This window comes from Acidovorax sp. 106, from assembly GCF_003663825.1.
Lineage (GTDB): Bacteria > Pseudomonadota > Gammaproteobacteria > Burkholderiales > Burkholderiaceae_C > Acidovorax.
Window position 1 is genome coordinate 4,241,741 of record NZ_RCCC01000001.1, and the last position, 17,103, is coordinate 4,258,843.

Consider the following 17,103-nt stretch of genomic DNA (forward strand, 5'->3'; position numbering starts at 1 on the left):
AACAATGGCATTGGTAGACATTCAAGTCCCAGACATCGGGGATTTCGATGAAGTTGGCGTGATCGAGTTGCTCGTGAAGGTGGGCGATACCGTCAAGGCCGAGCAGTCGCTCATCACCGTGGAGTCCGACAAGGCTTCCATGGAGATTCCCTCCAGCCACGCAGGCGTGGTGAAGGAACTCAAGGTGGTTCTGGGCGACAAGGTCAAGCAAGGCTCAGTGATTGCCGTGGTGGAAGCCGCTGGCGCAGCGGCAGCCGCCCCAGCAGCTGCGGCACCTGCTCCCGCTGTGGCCCAGGCTCCCGCTCCCGTGGCTGCGCCCGTTACAGCCCCTGCCGCAGCCGTGGCTGCAGGCCCCGTGGAAGTGCGCGTGCCCGACATCGGCGACTTCAAGGACGTGGCCGTCATTGAAATGCTGGTCAAGGTGGGCGACACCATCGCGCTGGAGCAATCGCTCTTTACCGTCGAATCCGACAAAGCCTCCATGGAGATCCCTTCGCCCGCCGCAGGCGTGCTCAAGGAGCTCAAGGTCAAGATCGGCGACACCGTGAACATCGGTGACCTGATGGCCATCCTCGAAGGCGTGGCCAGCACTGCTGCTCCCGCTGCGGCGGCACCCGCCCCCGCACCGGCGGCTGCGCCTGTTGCAGCACCCACAGCCGCCCCAGCCATTGCAGCGGCCGCACCTGCCGCAGCCGTGGCCACCGTGGCTGCGCCAGCAGCCCATCAGCCAGGCGCAGGCACGCTGGGCTTGCCCCACGCCAGTCCCTCGGTGCGCAAGTTCGCCCGCGAACTGGGCGTGCCGCTCGATGAAGTCAAGGGCTCCGGCCCCAAGGGCCGCATCACGCAAGACGACATCCAAAGCTTCACCAAGCAAGTGATGAGCGGCGCTGCGCAAACCAAGGCCCAGGCCGCCAAGGCACCCGCTGCGAGCGGTGGCTCCGGCGTCGGTCTGGATCTGCTGCCCTGGCCCAAGGTCGACTTCGCCAAGTTTGGCCCGGTCGAGCGCAAGGACCTCTCGCGCATCAAGAAGATCAGCGGCGCCAACCTGCACCGCAACTGGGTTGTCATCCCGCACGTCACCAACCACGACGACGCGGACATCACCGACCTGGAAGCCTTCCGCGTGCAGTTCAACAAGGAAAACGAGAAGAGTGGCGTCAAGGTCACCATGCTCGCCTTCATGATCAAGGCCGCTGTGGCCGCGCTCAAGAAGTTCCCCGAGTTCAACAGCTCACTCGACGGCGACCAGCTGGTGCTCAAGAACTACTTCCACATCGGCTTTGCGGCCGACACGCCCAACGGCCTCGTTGTGCCCGTCATCCGCGATGCCGACAAGAAGGGCATCGTGCAGATCAGCCAAGAAATGGGCGACCTGGCCAAGAAGGCGCGCGACGGCAAGCTCGGCCCAGCCGACATGACCGGCGGCTGCTTCTCCATCAGCTCGCTGGGTGGCATTGGTGGCCGTTACTTCACGCCCATCATCAACGCGCCTGAAGTCGCCATCATGGGCGTGTGCAAGAGCAGCATCGAACCCAAGTGGGATGGCAAGCAGTTTGCCCCGCGCCTGATGCTGCCGCTGAGCCTGAGCTGGGACCACCGCGTGATCGATGGTGCCGCCGCTGCGCGCTTTAACGTGTACTTTGCCTCGCTGCTGGCGGACTTCCGCCGCATCGTGATGTAACGCGAGGGCAATACCCATGGCAATCATCGACATCAAGGTGCCCGACATCGGCGACTTCGCCGAAGTGGCCATCATCGAAGTGCTGGTTAAACCCGGCGACACCATCAAGGCAGAGCAGAGCCTGATCACCGTGGAGTCTGACAAAGCCTCCATGGAGATCCCGTCCAGCCATGCTGGCGTGGTCAAAGAGCTGAAAGTGAAGCTGGGCGACAAAATCGCCGAAGGCGCTGTGGTGCTGACGCTGGAAGTGCAGGGCGCAGCCGCTGCAGCCCCCGCGCCCGCTGCACCCGTGGCGGCACCGGCGTCTACGCCTGCAGCTTCTGAGTCAAAACAGGCTCCAGCGCAAGTAAATCAAGCGCAGGCAGCTATCAACTCAGTAGCATCCAGCTTTGCTGGCACGGCAGACTTGGACTGCGACGTGCTCGTGCTCGGCGGCGGCCCCGGTGGCTACAGCGCCGCCTTCCGCGCGGCAGACCTGGGCCTCAAGGTCATCATCGTCGAGCGCTACGCTGCCCTGGGCGGCGTGTGCCTGAACGTGGGCTGCATTCCGTCCAAGGCGCTGCTGCACGTGGCAGCCGTCATGGACGAAGTCAGCCACATGGCCGACCTGGGCGTGGACTTTGGTGCGCCGGTGGTCAACATCGACAAGCTGCGCGGCCACAAAGAGAAGGTCATCGGCAAGCTCACCGGCGGCCTGGCCGCCATGGCCAAGATGCGCAAGGTGACCACCGTGCGTGGCTACGGTGCGTTCGTCGGCGCCAACCACCTCGAAGTGGAAGAGACCACTGGCACCGGCCAAGAGAAGACGGGCACCAAGAAGGTCATCGCCTTCAAGAACGCCATCATCGCCGCCGGCAGCCAGGCCGTGCGCCTGCCCTTCATGCCCAACGACCCACGCGTGGTCGACTCCACCGGCGCCCTGGCACTGAAAGAAGTGCCCAAGCGCATGCTCATCCTGGGCGGCGGCATCATCGGCCTGGAAATGGGCACGGTGTACAGCACCCTGGGTGCGCGCCTGGACGTGGTGGAAATGATGGACGGCCTGATGCAGGGCGCTGACCGCGACCTCGTCAAGATCTGGCAAAAGATGAACGCCAAGCGCTTCGACAACATCATGTTGAAGACGAAAACCGTGGGCGCCGAAGCCACCCCCGAAGGTATCAAGGTCACATTCGCACCAGCGGAAGAGGGCGGCACCGCCCCCGAACCCCAGGTGTACGACCTGGTGCTGCAGGCCGTGGGCCGCACGCCCAACGGCAAGAAGATCGCCGCCGAAAAGGCCGGTGTGGCCGTGACGGACCGCGGTTTCATCAACGTCGACATCCAGATGCGCACCAACGTGCCGCACATCTTCGCCATCGGCGACATCGTGGGCCAGCCCATGTTGGCGCACAAGGCGGTGCATGAAGCGCACGTGGCAGCCGAAGTCATCGCTGGTGAACTGCAAGGCAACAAGGAGCTGGCATCCGCCGCTTTCAACGCCCGCGTGATCCCCAGCGTGGCCTACACCGACCCCGAAGTGGCATGGGTGGGCCTGACCGAAGACCAGGCCAAGGCCCAAGGCATCAAGGTCAAGAAGGGCCTGTTCCCCTGGACCGCCTCCGGCCGCGCCATCGCCAATGGCCGCGACGAAGGCGTCACCAAGCTGCTGTTCGACGACTCGCCCGAAGCCCATGGTCACGGCAAGATTCTGGGCGGCGGCATGGTCGGCACGCATGCGGGCGACATGATCGGCGAGATCGCTTTGGCCATCGAGATGGGCGCTGACGCTGTGGACATCGGCAAGACCATCCACCCGCACCCCACGCTGGGCGAGAGCATCGGCATGGCGGCGGAGATTGCGCACGGCAGCTGCACGGACGTGCCGCCTGCGAAGAAGTAAGCTGGTTCTGCGTTTATCAATGCAGAAAGCCCTGGACGGGAAACTGTCCGGGGCTTTTTACTGGGCATGACGGGGTGCTGGAGAGGAGTAACGCCAAAGACATGCGGGCCTACCAGCATAGCGGCTTCTCGGTGAACGCCGGTGTGTGCATTCAGGCGCATGATCGCGCTGCTCTGGAGCGGCGCTGCGGTATTGTGCCCGCCCACCCTTTGCCATGGAGCGCGTTCGCAAAGAGGGTGCGGCCTTGGTGTGCCGCTGTGCCAAGCAGCGTAGCGAGCCCACCGGTGACAAGCGAGGTTCCAAGGTAGACGAACTTGACCCCAGGCCACTGGAGTTGATCGACCGCATTGCCTCTCTGGTGCAGCTACCACGTACCCACAGGCATCGCTACTTTGACGCGCATGCATCGAACTCGCCGCTACGCGATGCTGTGACGGCGCTGGCTGCACCGCCGCAAGCCGCCGTGGGTCAGAGTTCGCCAATCCAGTGCGTGCCGCCAAAGCGCTCACCTACCCCCTACCTGTGGGCAGTGTTGATCGCCCGCATCTATGAGGTGTCCCCGCTGCTGTGCCCGCTGTGCGGTGGGGCAGTTGCGCCTGAATACGTTCATCACGCACAGCGCTGACATCAGGCAAATACTGCATTACATCGGAGTTGACTCGCTGCCGCCCATCACCCCTGCACGCGGGCTACCGCTGTGGGATGAGCGCGATGCGAAAGTTGGCGAGTGGGTACAAATCGATCCGGACTGGGCTATAGCGGCGCAACCGGCAACCGGCAACCGGCACCCGACTACGAGTCGATCAGTGCATCAATTGGTGAGGGGATGAAACAGCAAGTCAGACTTGCTGTGGGTGAATCTGCGTGCCCCATAGCCAGCGCACCGGTAATCGCATTTCTGAGCAGAGCTTTGGGGTATAGACGCGACCCCACTACGGTGGTGTTGCCCATCCTGATCTACGAACCCTCGATTGGCCTGTTACCCCTGGTGGGGGCCGAGTTGTTCAATCTGTTACGCAAGCTGGCCGACCAGGGCACTACGGTGCTGATGGTGGAGCAAAACGTTCTATCCGTCGAATGGTGTGCGAGAGTTGATGTGCTTGCGACAATCGAATGGACTCATGCCGTTCAGCTCCGCCGCATTTCGAGGGCCGCCTTGATGTGGCTCTGCCAGTCTTTCTCATTTGTCCGATCATGGGTTCAGCGAGCAATAAAAAGGCCTCGGGTCTTTTCAGACTCCGAGGCCCTTGCGACTACTTTTGCGCGGACGGAGGATGGCTGACCCCGCCCTGAACAAGGCTCAAACCTGCCTGCGTCGCAGTGTGAGAAAACTACCTACTGCCATCATACTGATGAGGGCGATGATCCCCCATGTTGAAAGGGTAGGAATCGCGGCAGTAGTGCACGTGTTGGTTCCCATGGCGATGCAGCCAGGGCCAGTCACAGTCGCTGAATAGTTAAGACCTACTGGGTTGGAGCCATAGGCAATCAGCCAAGTGTATTGTTGCCCGGCGACCAGGTTCAAAGATGTGAAGTTGCCTGTGCCAGGGTTCGCGGTCGAAAAAATACCTGCGAAAAAATTGCTCAGTGGCGTCACAAGTACGGTGGAATTCGGCGTGAACAAACCCGACAAGAACCAGGAAGTATGCACCGAACCATTGACAGTCACCGTGGCCGAGTACGTGCCTGACTGATTGACGGTGAAGGGCAAAAGCGTATATCCATACGGCCCAGAGTCAGGGCCAGTGAAGGTTGTTTTTTGCGTACCGGCAGGGGTCGGAATTTCTGGAGTCATAGTCTGCGCTGGGATGGCAGCAACCCAATTCCCTGATGCAGTCGCTGTGCCAGCGTTGGCGGCCGGGGCCAGGGTGACGAGCAACAACGCTGACATAACAACGGTTTTGAGAACGGCAACGCCGCTTTTTTTATGATTAATCATGACCCACAAGACTCCTGATTGCGTAGTGTTGTATCAATGTTGCTTGATTAGCTAATCGAGCAATTTTAATGCAATACGAAATTTAGAAGCAAAACAGATTGCATATCACCATTAACCATATCAGTACCGCGAGGAAGAGGCCCGCTATTCACGCCGGGTGGAAATGGCGGAGATTGAAAAGAACGACTTCAACCTGAATATCTCGCGCTACATCAGCACGGCGGTGGGGGAGGCGGAGATTGACCTAGAGGCTACCCACGGGGAGCTGCTGAACATTGAGAAAGCGATTGCGGTGGCGAAGGCCAAACACAACGTAGTATTGAAAGAACTGTGCTTGAAGCTGTTGCCGTAAACATCTGGTGAGGGCGCGGCAGCAGGCTGCCAAAGGGTGGCGGCTGTGCTGACTGAGTCAACTATGCCAGCAGCGCCTGCACCGCAGCCCGCGCCTTGCCTGTGGGGCGTTGCCCCGCCAGCACTTGGCGCACGTTGCTAGGCAGTGGCCGGTGGTGTGCCAGTTGCAGCTCCAGCATCAATTCCAGAAGCGGCGCGCAGTCTTTGCGGGGGGCTTCGGGGTGGGTCACCGCCATGGCGCACAGCAGGGGGTACACCGCTAGTGGCAGGCTGGCGTGGCTTTGGGCCACGGCGGCCAGGCTTTTGGCCAAGCGTGGGCCTTTGGGCAGTGGCGTGGCCCACAGGGCAGCCAGCACTTCAGCCAGTGCCTGCACGCTGACCCGGCCTTGCAGCAAGCACTGGGCCGTGGCGTCTATAGCCAGGGCGGTTTGCCCCGGCTCTTTGCCCGCAAGTCCCACGCAGATCATCAACTGGCCCATGGGTGTGAGCGGGTCTGTGGATTGCAGCAGCACGTCCAGGTAGGCGCGGTTTTGCCAGCAGGCTTCCCACCAATCCAAGTTGTTGCCGAGCGCGAGCGCCCCTTGGGCGTAGAAGGCGTCCAGCTCGCAAGGGCGCAGCCCCGCAAGGCAATGAATGACGGCGGCATCGCGTTCCTCGTAGCACTGCCGGTACGCGAGGAGTCTGTCCGTCAGCGCGGTGGAGACATCGCTCCCTGCCACTGGTGGCGAGGGGCGGTCGGCCACGGCAGGGTTTGGGTGCACATGCAGATCGTGAAACACATATTCGTCGCCTCTGCTGCTGACCGACCATCGCAAATTCAGCCCCGCTGCGGCTTGTGTTGTGCCTTGGGTTGGGGGGCAGCGCATTTGCGCCAGCGCCAGATCGTCTGCCTGAGGCCGTGCCCCCGCTTGCGCGTAAAGCGCCAGCCGCTCTTGCAGAGTCTGTGGGCTGACCAGGCCACCCCGATGGGTGGGTGCAGACAAGGGTGGCAGGCCGCGCCCTTGCTGTGCCAGTGCCAGCAGGCTACGGGTGCGCCAGGCTACAAAGTCGGCATTGCTGGCCCGCAGGCCGGTGGGGGACACTGGGTCTAGCGGTGGCTGCACTGCCTGGCCCAGGGCGCAGGCCATCAGTTGGGCCAGGGCAAACGGCAGGGGTTTGTCTTGCCAGGTGAATCGCTTGGCGCGTTTGTGCAACGCTGCAAATGCTGCGTGCTCGCTGGCAGGCAGAGGGGCCATGCGCACCAGGGCATCGGCTGCGCGTTCCCAGGCTTGCATGTCAGCGGGGTTTTCGAAGGAGTAGGCGAGGGTGTCTATCAGCTCCGCCAGAGTGGTGATGGGCGGGATGGATCGGCTGGGGGCTAGCGGATCGGCTGCCGTATCTGGCGGCATGAATGGTTTGGGCGCACTTGCAGGGAGGTGCGTGGGGGCGCTGGCGGGTGCTTTTTCTGCCGCGTCACCATTCGCGCTCAGCAGTGCTTTCAAGGCAGCTTGGTTGGAGGCTGCTACCAGCGGCACATGGGCGCTGGCTGCGTCCTGGCCGTCGCTGTCCAGCCCCCAGCGCTTGAGGCAGGCCAGCACTTTCTTTTGTACGTCGGCAGCGCTGTGTGCCAGCGCAGGCACGGCCTGGGCGCTGGCGCTGTGGGCGGCTGCGGGGTTGGCTTTGGCGATCTGGTCCAGCAGTTCCAGCGCGGCCAGCACATGGGCCTTGGTGGCAGAGTTGAGCACCGGCTGCAGGGCGTCCAGCAGGGCAGGTGGGCTCACCACATCTGCTTGGTACAGCGTAGCCACGGCTTGCACCGCAAGTGTGACGGTGGGCGCAATGCGGCTGTGGCACAGGGCGAGGTAGCGGTCGGCATGCGGGGCCATCTCGGCACTGCTGGGGGCCAGGCTGGCGTGAAAGCGCGAGAACCAGCCAGACTTGAACTGCGGCCAGTCGCAGGCGAGGGCACCCAGGGTTTTGTCCAGCAACTGGTCGCGGGTGTATACGCCGCGCTCGCACAGCGTCAAAAATGCGGTGCTCCAGTGCAGCGCGGGGTCATGGCAGTACTTCTCTACGGCGGCAAAGCTGGTGTCGGATGCGCCTTCGCGCTCAAACAGGCGCAGCAGCACGCTCGCCAAGCCAGGGTCGGCATCGACATGTTGCAGCACCAGGTTGCTTTCCTGGCGCAAGTCGCCAAAGAACAGGCTGTCCAGGTATTCGTCGGTATCGGGCCGGGGAATCAAGCCCGCCACCACGGCGCGTTGCAAGTGCCTGCGGCGCTCCCATTCGTTGTCGCCGCGAATCTGGCGTTGCAGGGCCTGCCCCTGGGGTGGATGGGGCTTGTAGCGTTGCTGGAAGGCGGCAATGTCCTGGATGCCGATATGCATCCAATAGTCGGCCAGCGGCAGCTCAGCGTTGCACATGAAGCGGGCCACATCCACCGCACGAAACAGTCGGTTGGCGTGCTCGGGCTCGCATGCATCGACCCAGGCTTTGCCGTCAGGTGCGCGTTTGCGAATCAGTTGCCAGCGCTGGAACAGCATGGCTTGCACACCGACGAATGTGGTGGCTTTTTCTGCGGCAGACAGGGCATCCACCAAGTCCATCACGCCGGTGATGTCCCCCGCCAGCAGGCAGCAGCCCAGCGGCGTACGGTAAAAGTCTTTGTTCAGCGTGTCATCCATGGTGGTTTCCTGCTGTCTGCAATGCAGCGGATTGGGCTGCCAGCACATGTTTGCATGGCCCGCGCTCGCCCTGGTGCTTGCCGAACCAGGGGCAGGTGCAGCGCAAGGTGTCGCCTTGCTCGCGCACGTGGTAATGCACGTCGCCGCTGTGCACCAGGGCTTCTAGCGGATGGGTGTTGCGCAGTTGCACAGCGCCTGCCTCCAGCAAGGCGCGGGCGTCGGCCAGGCGCGGGTTCAGGTCTTCCAGCAAATCGGGTTCAAAAGGCAGTTCGCGGTGGAAGTAGGCGGCATGTTCCAGGTCATACCCCACCAGCCCCATGGCACCCAACACCTGCAATGAGCGCTCGACCGCTGTGCCCGGCCAGCCCAGCTGATGCGCCAGCGTGTCGCTGGGCAGCACGTCTTGCCAGTGCAGTTGCGCACGCAGGGTGGATACCGGGTGCGGCCCAGCTTGCTGCACCAGCGCATGCAGCGCCTGCCCCTCGCCCGAGAAGCCGCGCCACACTTCGGCGCTGAGCACCAGCGTCAGGCGCATGCTGCCAAAGTCCACGCACCAGGCACTGGCCTGGCCTTGCAGGTCTGCGTACACGCTCAGCGCGCGCGCCTGGGGTAGCAGGGCCTCCAGAATGCGAAGACGGCTGCTGTCGGTAAAGCGCACGCCCCCAGCGCTGGGCTGCGCGGTGGTGCGCAGCCCCTGCGGCCCGCCCACCACCCACAGCGGCGTTTTGCTGGTGGATGCCTTGGGCAGGCTGCGCAGAAAACGCAGCGCGGGCACGGCATCTACCTGCAACACCCGCCGCATGGCGGCCTGGTACGCCTGCACGGCCACCATGCTGCGCAGCCAGCGCAGGGGCAAATCCACCTTTTTCTCCAGCACCTGGGTGCCGCCAGAGCGCATGGCAAATTCAGAGCGCCCCACGGAGAGGGCCAGCCCGTCAGCGTCGCGCACACGGGCCAGCGCGGCTCGCATGGGGGCATTGAAATCCACATTGGTGGTGCCTTTGCCTACGATGTCGCCAGCGTACGACGCAGGCTCCAGGTCCACCCGGATATAGGTGCTGCAGCAGCCCGAGAAGCCCTCCAGCCGCAACATGCCCGCGCCTGCGGTGACAACCGGGTCTGCCAGAGCCACAGCTTTGGCCACTGTATTGGGTGGGGTGAAAAACCGTGACCCGACCAGCAGATGCACAGCGCTGAGCAGTTGGGCGGCAAGGTGCGGCTGGTGCAAGCGCCCTTCAAAGAAATGAGGATGCTCTACCGCGCTGGGCGAGGAGGTTGCCAGCCGAAGCTCAGGCGCGGCATGCAGGTCCACCGCCGAGGGTTCGGCATAGCGGTAGGTGTGCGCAAAGTGGGTCATGCAGCGCATTGTCTACAAACTGACCATGGCGTTGTGCCTGCTTGGTGCCTTCTTGTATGTGTCTCAAACCTGCTGCAGGGTATGCACTTGCAAGTGCTGCATTGGCGGAGCAACAGGCCCGTCCATAGGCTCACAGTCCTGTGTGTTTGTGCATGGGCACCTGAATTTGCTTCGGGCCCCTTTACTTTCAATTGCGCAATTTTCTATACGGGATAGATCATTGGAAGAAGATTTTTTGTATAGAAATCCACCGAAATGAACCCTCATTGCACCCTGCAAATCCACCACCAGGGCCGCTGGCACGATGCTGCCACGTCGCCCTGTGGGGCGATGCTGACCAAGGCTGGCGGTGCAAAACCTGTGCGGGGTACGAGGCCGATTGGTCTGTGGAGCACTTTGGCAAGCACGATGCCCACGCCCTGAGCTGCCGCTGGCCCGTGGGGCTGGAAGCGATGGACTGGCCGCATTGGCCGGTGTTCCTGATCGACATGCTGCCCCAGGGCTTTGGCCGGGCGGAGTTGCTGCGGCGGCTGGGCCTGGTGCGATCCCAAAAAGATCTTGAACAGGTTCTTAGCGGAAACACACCATGGACAAACGCTTTAAACCCCTTTCCCCGCCTGAGCAACTGCAGCAGCGCCGCCAGGCCATTGAAGACGTGCTGGCGCACCCTGAATGGACGCTGGCCGAGGCGGTGCGGCATATCCAGACCGGCCTTCGCCTGACCAGTGCCGAACTGGCCCGTGTGGCGGGGGTGTCGCAAAAGACGCTGCTTGATATTGAGCAGGGCCGCAGCCCCGGCACGGTGCAAACCCTCAACCGCATTCTGGGCGTGGTCGGGCTCAAGCTGGGGGTGGTGCGGGCGCGGTAGCACCGTGCGCGTCTGCTGCGCCACATTGATTGTTCCGGCATGAATCTACTTGAACCGTTCACGCTGAGCGCCGTCGAAGCGCGGCGCAGGGCTTCGACAAGCTCAGCCTGAACGGATTTTCAAGTTCAAAGATGCCGACTCAATAAAACAAAAGCCCAGGCCTGTGCGGGCCTGGGCTTGGTGACTGGCGCTTTGTCCAGCACCTCATTCACGCTCCATGGTGGCTTTGCGCAAGGCTGTCACGCCTTATGCCACGCCTGGCTTACGTGCGCAGCGAAATAGCAGCGTCCGTGGCCGTGAGGTAGCCCACCGCGGCTGAGAAGCGGTCGTTGTAGTTCTTGCGCACCAGCGGATCGAGCGTGTCCTTGACCTTGCTGTGCACGCCTTGCCAGTCACCTGGGTGCTGGAAGTTGCTCATGATGTAAGTCCAGCCGTTGATGCTGTCCACTGCATGCAGACCGGTGGACTCGGCCCCCGATGGGGTGGAGAGCACGCGGCTGAGCTGTTTGGTGTCCACGTTGTAGGCCCACAGAAAGTTGTTGACGTGGTCTGTGGTGTCTTCGCCGATGAACAAGGTGCGCAGGCCTTCCGAGAACTTGATGTTGTCGGGGCTGGCGATCTTGTCGGGGTGGGCAGTGTTGCCCAGTGCGTCGGCGGCAATGTCCTCGCCCAGCAGCATGATGCGCGATTGCTTGGGCACCCAGTCGCTGTTGATGGCGTTGCCTTCGGTGTCCTTTTGGCCGCCCACGAGGTCATGGGCCAGGATGCCGCCCGCGTTGATCTTTTTGGGGAAGGCCACGTTGTGCTTTTCGACATAGCCGGCCGCGCCCACCACCATCGAGTCCTTGATGTTGGCCACCACAGAATAAGCCACCTTGTCGCGCGCGTTCACCGTCACGCCTTCGCTTTTGGTCAGCGCCAAGCTGCCGCCCTTCAAGGCTGCGTAGCGGTGCGTTTCCAGGAAGGCGGCGGCCTTGTCCATGCCGGGCTTCACGCGCACCCAGCACTTGGTGTTGTCTTTGTTGAGGACGATGCGGGTGTAAGAAGGGTCATTGGGATCGGTATTCACGACGGAGTCCATGATGTCCGTCGGCTTGATGCCGTTGTTGATCAGGGTCTCGATCTCGGCGCTGGTGGCGTGGCCCAGCTTGATCCACTGCATCGCGGCGGTGCTGGTGTCGGTGAGCTTTTCCGTCCATTTGGCGACGTACAGCGTGCCTGCAGAGAGGTCGCGCGCCTTGTCGGCCACAAACATGAACCAGCCGCCGTTGGTGGCGTCGTCGCCCATCAGGGCGGTGCGCTCGTCGGGCATCACCTGAATCAGCTCGTGCGATATGCGGCCCAGGCCGTAGTGCTTCTTGATCGAGCCGGTACCGTCAGGGTTCACCGTCACCTCGGGGATGTGGCCGTAGTGGTACGGGTTGGCTTTGGAGGCATCGCCGTACAGGTTGGCGCTGAATTTGTCGAGTTTGGTCGTGGTGGCACCGCCCAAACCTTGGCGGAAGGCGTCGGGCTCGTACTCTTCGCTAGAGAGGTGCGTTCCCCAGGGCGAAAGGCTGGCTCCGCAGGTCACCCACAGGCCATGCACGGGCGTGGTGTCCACGTTGTGGTACTTCACCAGCGTGAGCTTGCCGGTCTTGGGGTCCTGGTCCAGCGTCAGCACGGCGATGGGGGAGGGTAGCTCAGCCCACAGCTGGTCGGTCTTGTCTGCGTTGGCCAGGTCGGTGTCGGTGTACTCAAACTGCACCACGGCAAACACCGGGTTGCCCTTGACGCCATCGACCTTGGCATTGGGTACCGTCAGCAGCGAACTGCCGTCCGGGCAGTCCGAGAAGAACTGGCGCTCTTTGCCGGGCACTGATTTGTCGATGATGGGGCGGTTGTTGATGTCATAGATACCGCCTGCGACCAGCGTGCCGCCCTTGCCATCGGGCACCTTGTCGCCGGTCAGGAAGAAAGGCTGGTAGCCCAGCTGAAGCGTCTTGCTGCTGCCGTCGCTGAAGCTGAGCTTGAGTTGTGAGCCCACGGTGCAGGTGGCCATAGCGTTGGGGTTGGTCAGATTGGGGGCTGCCATGCCAACAAAGGCTGCCGACGTCATGGTGGCCGTGGCTGCAGGGGCGTCATCGCCGCCGCCGCAGCCCGCAAGAACGGTGGCCGCCAGGGTGCCCCCCAAAGGCAACATGGGCGTGCTGGCCAACAGGCGCAGCAAGGTGCGGCGTTGCAGGGAGGGGTTAGCGTCGATGGATTCGGAGGGGAATGCGTTGTGGTCCATGGGCATCGGGGGTTCAGAAAAATAGGGGCCTGGGCTGCCCAAGTGGTTGTGGGCAGCCCAGGCATTCAGGGGCCGCAGATGCTCGCATCGGCTCATGACGTGGCAGTGACCGATTCATGAACGCACATGAACGCACATGAACGCGTGCTGGGGCTGACGTTTGCAGGCTTTTTTCATCCAGCATTTTTGCTACTAAATGTGTAGCTGCTCGCTCTTGTTTCATGGGCTTCAGAAGGCTTTTTGCCTTATGCCGTATGGTTGCCCCGGTTGCCCATGCGCCCCGTGATGGCCCCTTGCAGCCACGCGCGTCTTGGTTGTGGTCCTGGGCTGCATTGCGCGCATCTGCCTTGGGTTGCACAAGCGCTGTGCAGGGGCGCACAAAGCCGACGGAAAAACTGATGGAAAATAGCGGGCTTGCTGCCACTCCCCGTAGGCCAGCAACCCGCCCGGCCTTCTAACCCTTTTGCTCCCCTGAGCCTGTCCATGTCAGACGTCCACTCCTCCAAGATCTCTGTCGAGAAAATCGGCGGCACTTCCATGACCGCTTTTGGCGATGTGCTGCGCCACATCGTGCTGCACGACCCCAAGCGCATTAACGGCCGCATTTACGTGGTGTCTGCCTACTCGGGCGTGACGAACCAGTTGCTGGAGCACAAGAAGACGGGCGAGCGCGGCATCTATGCCTTGTTTGCGGAAGGCAAGGGTTACCAGGATGCCTTGACGGGCCTGGCTGCCAGCTTGAAGAAGCTCAATGCTGGCTACGCCGACATCGGCCTGCCGCTGGCTGTGGCCGATGCCTTTATCGACCAGCGCATTGGCCAGGCGCGCGAGTACCTGGGCGCAATGCACCATGTGCTGGCCAGCGGCTACTTGAGCCGCAAGGATGTGCTGTTGGCCGCGCGCGAAGTTCTGGCATCGATTGGCGAGTCGCACAGCGCGTTCAACTCGGTCGAGATCCTCAAGGCCAATGGCGTGAATGCCATCCTGATGGACCTGGCCGGTTTTGACGACAACGAAGCCTGGACCATTGACGAGCGCATCGCCAACAGCTTCAAGGGCATCGACCTGAGCGACAAGGTGGTGGTGGCCACGGGCTACACCAAGGGCACCGAAGGCATCATGCGCGAGTTTGACCGGGGCTACTCCGAAGTCACCTTCAGCAAGATCGCCGTGGAAGTGCGCCCCGCCGAGGCCGTGATCCACAAGGAATTCCACCTCTCGTCAGCCGATCCCAACCTGGTGGGCCTGGAAAACGCCATCGTGGTGGGTGCCACCAACTACGACGTGGCCGACCAACTGGCCGACGTGGGCATGGAAGCCATCCACCCCAAGGCCGCCAAGCCGATGGAGTTGGCGGGGATCCCCATCCGCCTGAAAAACACCTTTGAGCCCGACCACCCCGGCACGCTCATCACCAAAGACTTCGTGGGCGAACGCGCCCGCGTGGAGATCGTGACCGGCACCGACAAGGTCACCCTGATCGAGATCCACGACCCTAGCATGGTGGGCACCGTGGGCTTTGATGCAGGGCTGATGGAAGTGTTCTGCAAGCACGACGTGAGCTACATCCTGAAGGCCACCAACGCCAACTCCATCGCCCATCTGGTGTGGGACAACCAGGTGACTCCTGATCTGGTGGCAGAGCTGCAAGAGGCTTACCAGGTCGTGACCATCAAGCCCAGCGCCATCGTGTGCACCATCGGCTCCAACATCGGCATCCCCGGCGTGCTGGCCAAGGCTGCGCAGGCACTGGCCGACGCGCAGGTCAACGTGAACTGCGTGTCGCAGACCTTGCGCCAGGTGAATATGCAATTCGTGATTGAGCGCGAAGACTACAAGACCGCCATCAAGGCACTGAACATGGCCTTGTGCGTCAACTCCGGCACGCCCGTGCCCCGCGTCTGACACGAAGCCATCTTTCAAAAAGCCCGCCCCGTGCGGGCTTTTTTGTGGGCAGGGTGGGGCACCCAGATGCGGCCTTAGCGGGTTTTGCAGGCCTTTATCTTTTTTTATCAAAATAAGATAATTAACCATATTCAGATAAGTGGAGATAACCATGGCCCCCGACGTGTTCCACCGCACCGCCTACGCAGAGCAAATGGCCCAGCAGTTGCTGCAGCCATCGCCCCTGCACATGAACGTGCGCTCGGGCGTGCTGCTTTCGGGCATACGCCGCGTGGGCAAGACCACCTTTTTGCGCCAGGACCTAGTGCCTGCGCTGGAGGCGCGGGGGGCGCTGGTGATTTACGTGGACCTGTGGGCCGACCGCAGCAAAAGCCCTGCCGTGCTGGTGCTCGATGCTGTTCGCGCCACGCTGTTGCAAATGCAAACCCCAGGCTCGGGCTTGCTGCAGCGCTTCAAGGGGCTGAATTTGGGCGCGGCGGGCATCACGCTGGGTTTTCAGGTGGAGCATTTGGGCACGCCGGGCGGCACCACGCTGGCGCAGGCGTTTTCAGAGCTGGTGGCCAAGGCCAAGGTGGATGTGGTGCTGATCGTGGACGAAGTGCAGCAGGCCCTGGGCACCGAAGACGGCACCAGCTTGCTGCACGCTCTCAAGGCGGCGCGCGATGCGGTCAATGCCCAGCCGGGCACGCCGGGGTGCTTCTTGTTTTTGGGCACGGGCTCGCACAAGTCGCTCATCACCGACATGGCCACACGCCACTCGCAGCCCTTTACGGGTGCGCTGACCACGGCCTACGAGCCACTGGGGCAAGACTTTGTGCAGTGGCAACTTCAGCGCATTGCAGGCAGCCCAGGCGTGGTGCTGCCCAGCACCGAAGTGGCTTGGGCAGGCTTTCAGTCGCTGGGCCACCGCCCTGAAGAAATGCTCAAAGCCTTGGTGCAACTGCAAAGCGCCCAGGCCCCGGCAGACCAGGCGTTCCCCATCATCTGCGCCACGCTGGCATCGGCCGCTGCCGATGTAGAGCTGCGCGCCATCGAAGAATTTGGCGAACTGGGCCAAGCGGTTTTCGACTACATCGCCCAAGGCAGCGAGACCGGCGTATCGGGCCTGTTTGGCGAAGAAGCCATGGCCAGCTACACCGCCCGCACCGGGGGCAAGGTGCCCACATCGCAGGTGCAAAAGCTGGCCGAAAAGATGATCAGCGCCAACCTGATCGCCCGCCCAGGCCACGGCATCTACACCGTGGCCGATCCGTTTGTGCGCAAGGTGTGGCTGGAGCGGCGGCGGTTGCTGCAGCGTTGATCTGAACGTTGATCTGCAGCGGCTGGAAGATACTTCAATTTTGATAGCTGCCAGCGCTTGATGAAAAAGGGCTGGAGCCTGATTTTGCTTAAGAGAAATAATTGCCTGGGGGCAAGACAAAAGACCTGACCTCAGCGCCCGCGATGGTGCAGGTAGTGGGCGTTCGCGAAAGTCAGGACGACGCCGAACGCAACTACCGCCAGGCCCGCGCGCTGCAGGGATGGTTTGCATGACTCTGGCGAGGATGTGGTGGCGCGGATCGGGATGGCATACAAGGCGATTTTTGCAGCCAATAGCACGCTATTGGCAAGAAAAGCAACGCCGTAGACCGCCCGAATCCGTGCGGCCACAGACCGCAGGGAGTTATGAAGAGCATCCCTTATGCAGAACGACGACTTGGCAGGCATCTACAACATCGGCGGCGGGGCCGAAGGCATTGGGCGGGCGCTGAAAGAGGCCGGGGCAGACCGCAAGATCGTGTTCATCGGCCACGGCCTCACGCCGGATACGCGGGCGCTGCTGATCGACGGGACGATGGACGCGGTGATCACCCAGAACCCGCAGGGCGCGGTGATGAACTGCGTGCGGATTTTTGCCAACCTGCGGGATGGGCGGGAGCCGACGAGTGGGGTGGAGACGACGCGGAGTCAGGTGATTTTTCGGGAGAATTTGCCGTAGGGGTGGTGCTGCGTCGCGTTGGCGGCAGGCCAGCAGGCGGGCAAAGGCGTGCTCTGTATGGGAATACCTATGCTGAGCTGGCTCATTGATCGCTCAAGGCTGAGAGCCGTCGTTCATCTCTTACGCAGCCCGGAGCACCAAGGGCCCCGAAGGTGGCGCGGGTGAGCGGTCGTTCGTTCCCGCCAGCAATCAACCCGTTGCGGTCAT

General features: G+C 62.4%; 10 protein-coding genes and 4 pseudogenes. 9 read left to right on the plus strand and 5 right to left on the minus strand.

Annotation, left to right across the window (positions count from 1 at the left end; all coding sequences use genetic code 11):
- Nucleotides 1–4: 4 nt before the first annotated feature.
- The 4 genes and pseudogenes from aceF to C8C98_RS22115 form a co-directional block, all read left to right on the plus strand.
- The gene (gene aceF / locus C8C98_RS18655; RefSeq protein ID WP_121455490.1) at nucleotides 5–1,681 is read left to right on the plus strand and encodes a dihydrolipoyllysine-residue acetyltransferase; all 1,677 of its coding nucleotides are present in this window, start codon (nucleotides 5–7) and stop codon (nucleotides 1,679–1,681) included.
- 16 nt (nucleotides 1,682–1,697) lie between these two features.
- Nucleotides 1,698–3,563: a dihydrolipoyl dehydrogenase gene (lpdA, locus tag C8C98_RS18660; RefSeq protein ID WP_121455491.1), complete on the plus strand. Its 1,866-nt coding sequence runs from the start codon at nucleotides 1,698–1,700 to the stop codon at nucleotides 3,561–3,563.
- Between the two features lie 71 nt (nucleotides 3,564–3,634).
- Nucleotides 3,635–4,393 (plus strand): annotated as a pseudogene (locus C8C98_RS22110) (transposase); the annotation flags it as partial.
- A gap of 119 nt (nucleotides 4,394–4,512) precedes the next feature.
- A pseudogene (locus C8C98_RS22115) lies at nucleotides 4,513–4,635 on the plus strand (ABC transporter ATP-binding protein); the annotation flags it as partial.
- Between the two features lie 228 nt (nucleotides 4,636–4,863).
- Here the strand turns inward: C8C98_RS22115 and C8C98_RS21650 are convergent.
- Complete coding sequence (locus C8C98_RS21650; RefSeq protein ID WP_147436409.1) at nucleotides 4,864–5,502, minus strand: hypothetical protein; 639 nt, start codon at nucleotides 5,500–5,502, stop codon at nucleotides 4,864–4,866.
- A 118-nt stretch (nucleotides 5,503–5,620) separates the two neighbouring features.
- Here C8C98_RS21650 and C8C98_RS18675 point away from each other — a divergent pair.
- Nucleotides 5,621–5,854: pseudogene (locus C8C98_RS18675) on the plus strand (N-6 DNA methylase); the annotation flags it as partial.
- A 61-nt stretch (nucleotides 5,855–5,915) separates the two neighbouring features.
- Here the strand turns inward: C8C98_RS18675 and C8C98_RS18680 are convergent.
- On the minus strand, nucleotides 5,916–8,516 hold the full coding sequence (locus tag C8C98_RS18680) for a DUF6493 family protein (RefSeq protein ID WP_121455494.1): 2,601 nt from the start codon (nucleotides 8,514–8,516) through the stop codon (nucleotides 5,916–5,918).
- Complete coding sequence (locus C8C98_RS18685) at nucleotides 8,509–9,873, minus strand: SWIM zinc finger family protein (protein WP_158600183.1); 1,365 nt, start codon at nucleotides 9,871–9,873, stop codon at nucleotides 8,509–8,511. Before C8C98_RS18685 ends, C8C98_RS18680 begins: the two co-directional genes overlap by 8 nt.
- Before the next feature lie 586 nt (nucleotides 9,874–10,459).
- Between C8C98_RS18685 and C8C98_RS18690 the strand changes: the two genes are divergently transcribed.
- Nucleotides 10,460–10,741, plus strand: coding sequence for a helix-turn-helix domain-containing protein (locus tag C8C98_RS18690; protein ID WP_121455496.1), 282 nt, complete (start codon nucleotides 10,460–10,462; stop codon nucleotides 10,739–10,741).
- Between the two features lie 262 nt (nucleotides 10,742–11,003).
- On the opposite strand, the gene C8C98_RS18695 is transcribed toward C8C98_RS18690, so the two are convergent.
- Nucleotides 11,004–12,983 carry a PhoX family phosphatase gene (locus C8C98_RS18695; RefSeq protein WP_199726670.1) on the minus strand — a complete coding sequence of 660 codons (1,980 nt, stop codon included), beginning with the start codon at nucleotides 12,981–12,983 and terminating at the stop codon, nucleotides 11,004–11,006.
- Between the two features lie 513 nt (nucleotides 12,984–13,496).
- Between C8C98_RS18695 and C8C98_RS18700 the strand changes: the two genes are divergently transcribed.
- On the plus strand, nucleotides 13,497–14,918 hold the full coding sequence (locus C8C98_RS18700) for an aspartate kinase (protein ID WP_121455497.1): 1,422 nt from the start codon (nucleotides 13,497–13,499) through the stop codon (nucleotides 14,916–14,918).
- Between the two features lie 151 nt (nucleotides 14,919–15,069).
- Nucleotides 15,070–16,218 (plus strand): ATP-binding protein, encoded by a 1,149-nt coding sequence (locus C8C98_RS18705; RefSeq protein WP_121455498.1) that lies wholly within the window; start codon nucleotides 15,070–15,072, stop codon nucleotides 16,216–16,218.
- A gap of 131 nt (nucleotides 16,219–16,349) precedes the next feature.
- On the opposite strand, the gene C8C98_RS22120 is transcribed toward C8C98_RS18705, so the two are convergent.
- On the minus strand, nucleotides 16,350–16,568 hold the full coding sequence (locus C8C98_RS22120; RefSeq protein WP_233574599.1) for a hypothetical protein: 219 nt from the start codon (nucleotides 16,566–16,568) through the stop codon (nucleotides 16,350–16,352).
- A gap of 19 nt (nucleotides 16,569–16,587) precedes the next feature.
- Between C8C98_RS22120 and C8C98_RS18710 the strand changes: the two are divergent.
- A pseudogene (locus C8C98_RS18710) lies at nucleotides 16,588–16,896 on the plus strand (substrate-binding domain-containing protein); the annotation flags it as partial.
- Between the last annotated feature and the right edge of the window lie 207 nt (nucleotides 16,897–17,103).

Excerpts from the sequence above, each read along its gene's own strand:
- C8C98_RS18680 (WP_121455494.1), bottom strand. The coding sequence starts at position 8,516 with ATGGATGACACGCTGAACAAAGACTTTTACCGTACGCCGCTGGGCTGC.
- C8C98_RS21650 (WP_147436409.1), bottom strand. The coding sequence starts at position 5,502 with ATGATTAATCATAAAAAAAGCGGCGTTGCCGTTCTCAAAACCGTTGTT.
- aceF (WP_121455490.1), top strand. The coding sequence starts at position 5 with ATGGCATTGGTAGACATTCAAGTCCCAGACATCGGGGATTTCGATGAA.
- C8C98_RS18690 (WP_121455496.1), top strand. The coding sequence starts at position 10,460 with ATGGACAAACGCTTTAAACCCCTTTCCCCGCCTGAGCAACTGCAGCAG.
- C8C98_RS18685 (WP_158600183.1), bottom strand. The coding sequence starts at position 9,873 with ATGACCCACTTTGCGCACACCTACCGCTATGCCGAACCCTCGGCGGTG.
- lpdA (WP_121455491.1), top strand. The coding sequence starts at position 1,698 with ATGGCAATCATCGACATCAAGGTGCCCGACATCGGCGACTTCGCCGAA.
- C8C98_RS18700 (WP_121455497.1), top strand. The coding sequence starts at position 13,497 with ATGTCAGACGTCCACTCCTCCAAGATCTCTGTCGAGAAAATCGGCGGC.
- C8C98_RS18705 (WP_121455498.1), top strand. The coding sequence starts at position 15,070 with ATGGCCCCCGACGTGTTCCACCGCACCGCCTACGCAGAGCAAATGGCC.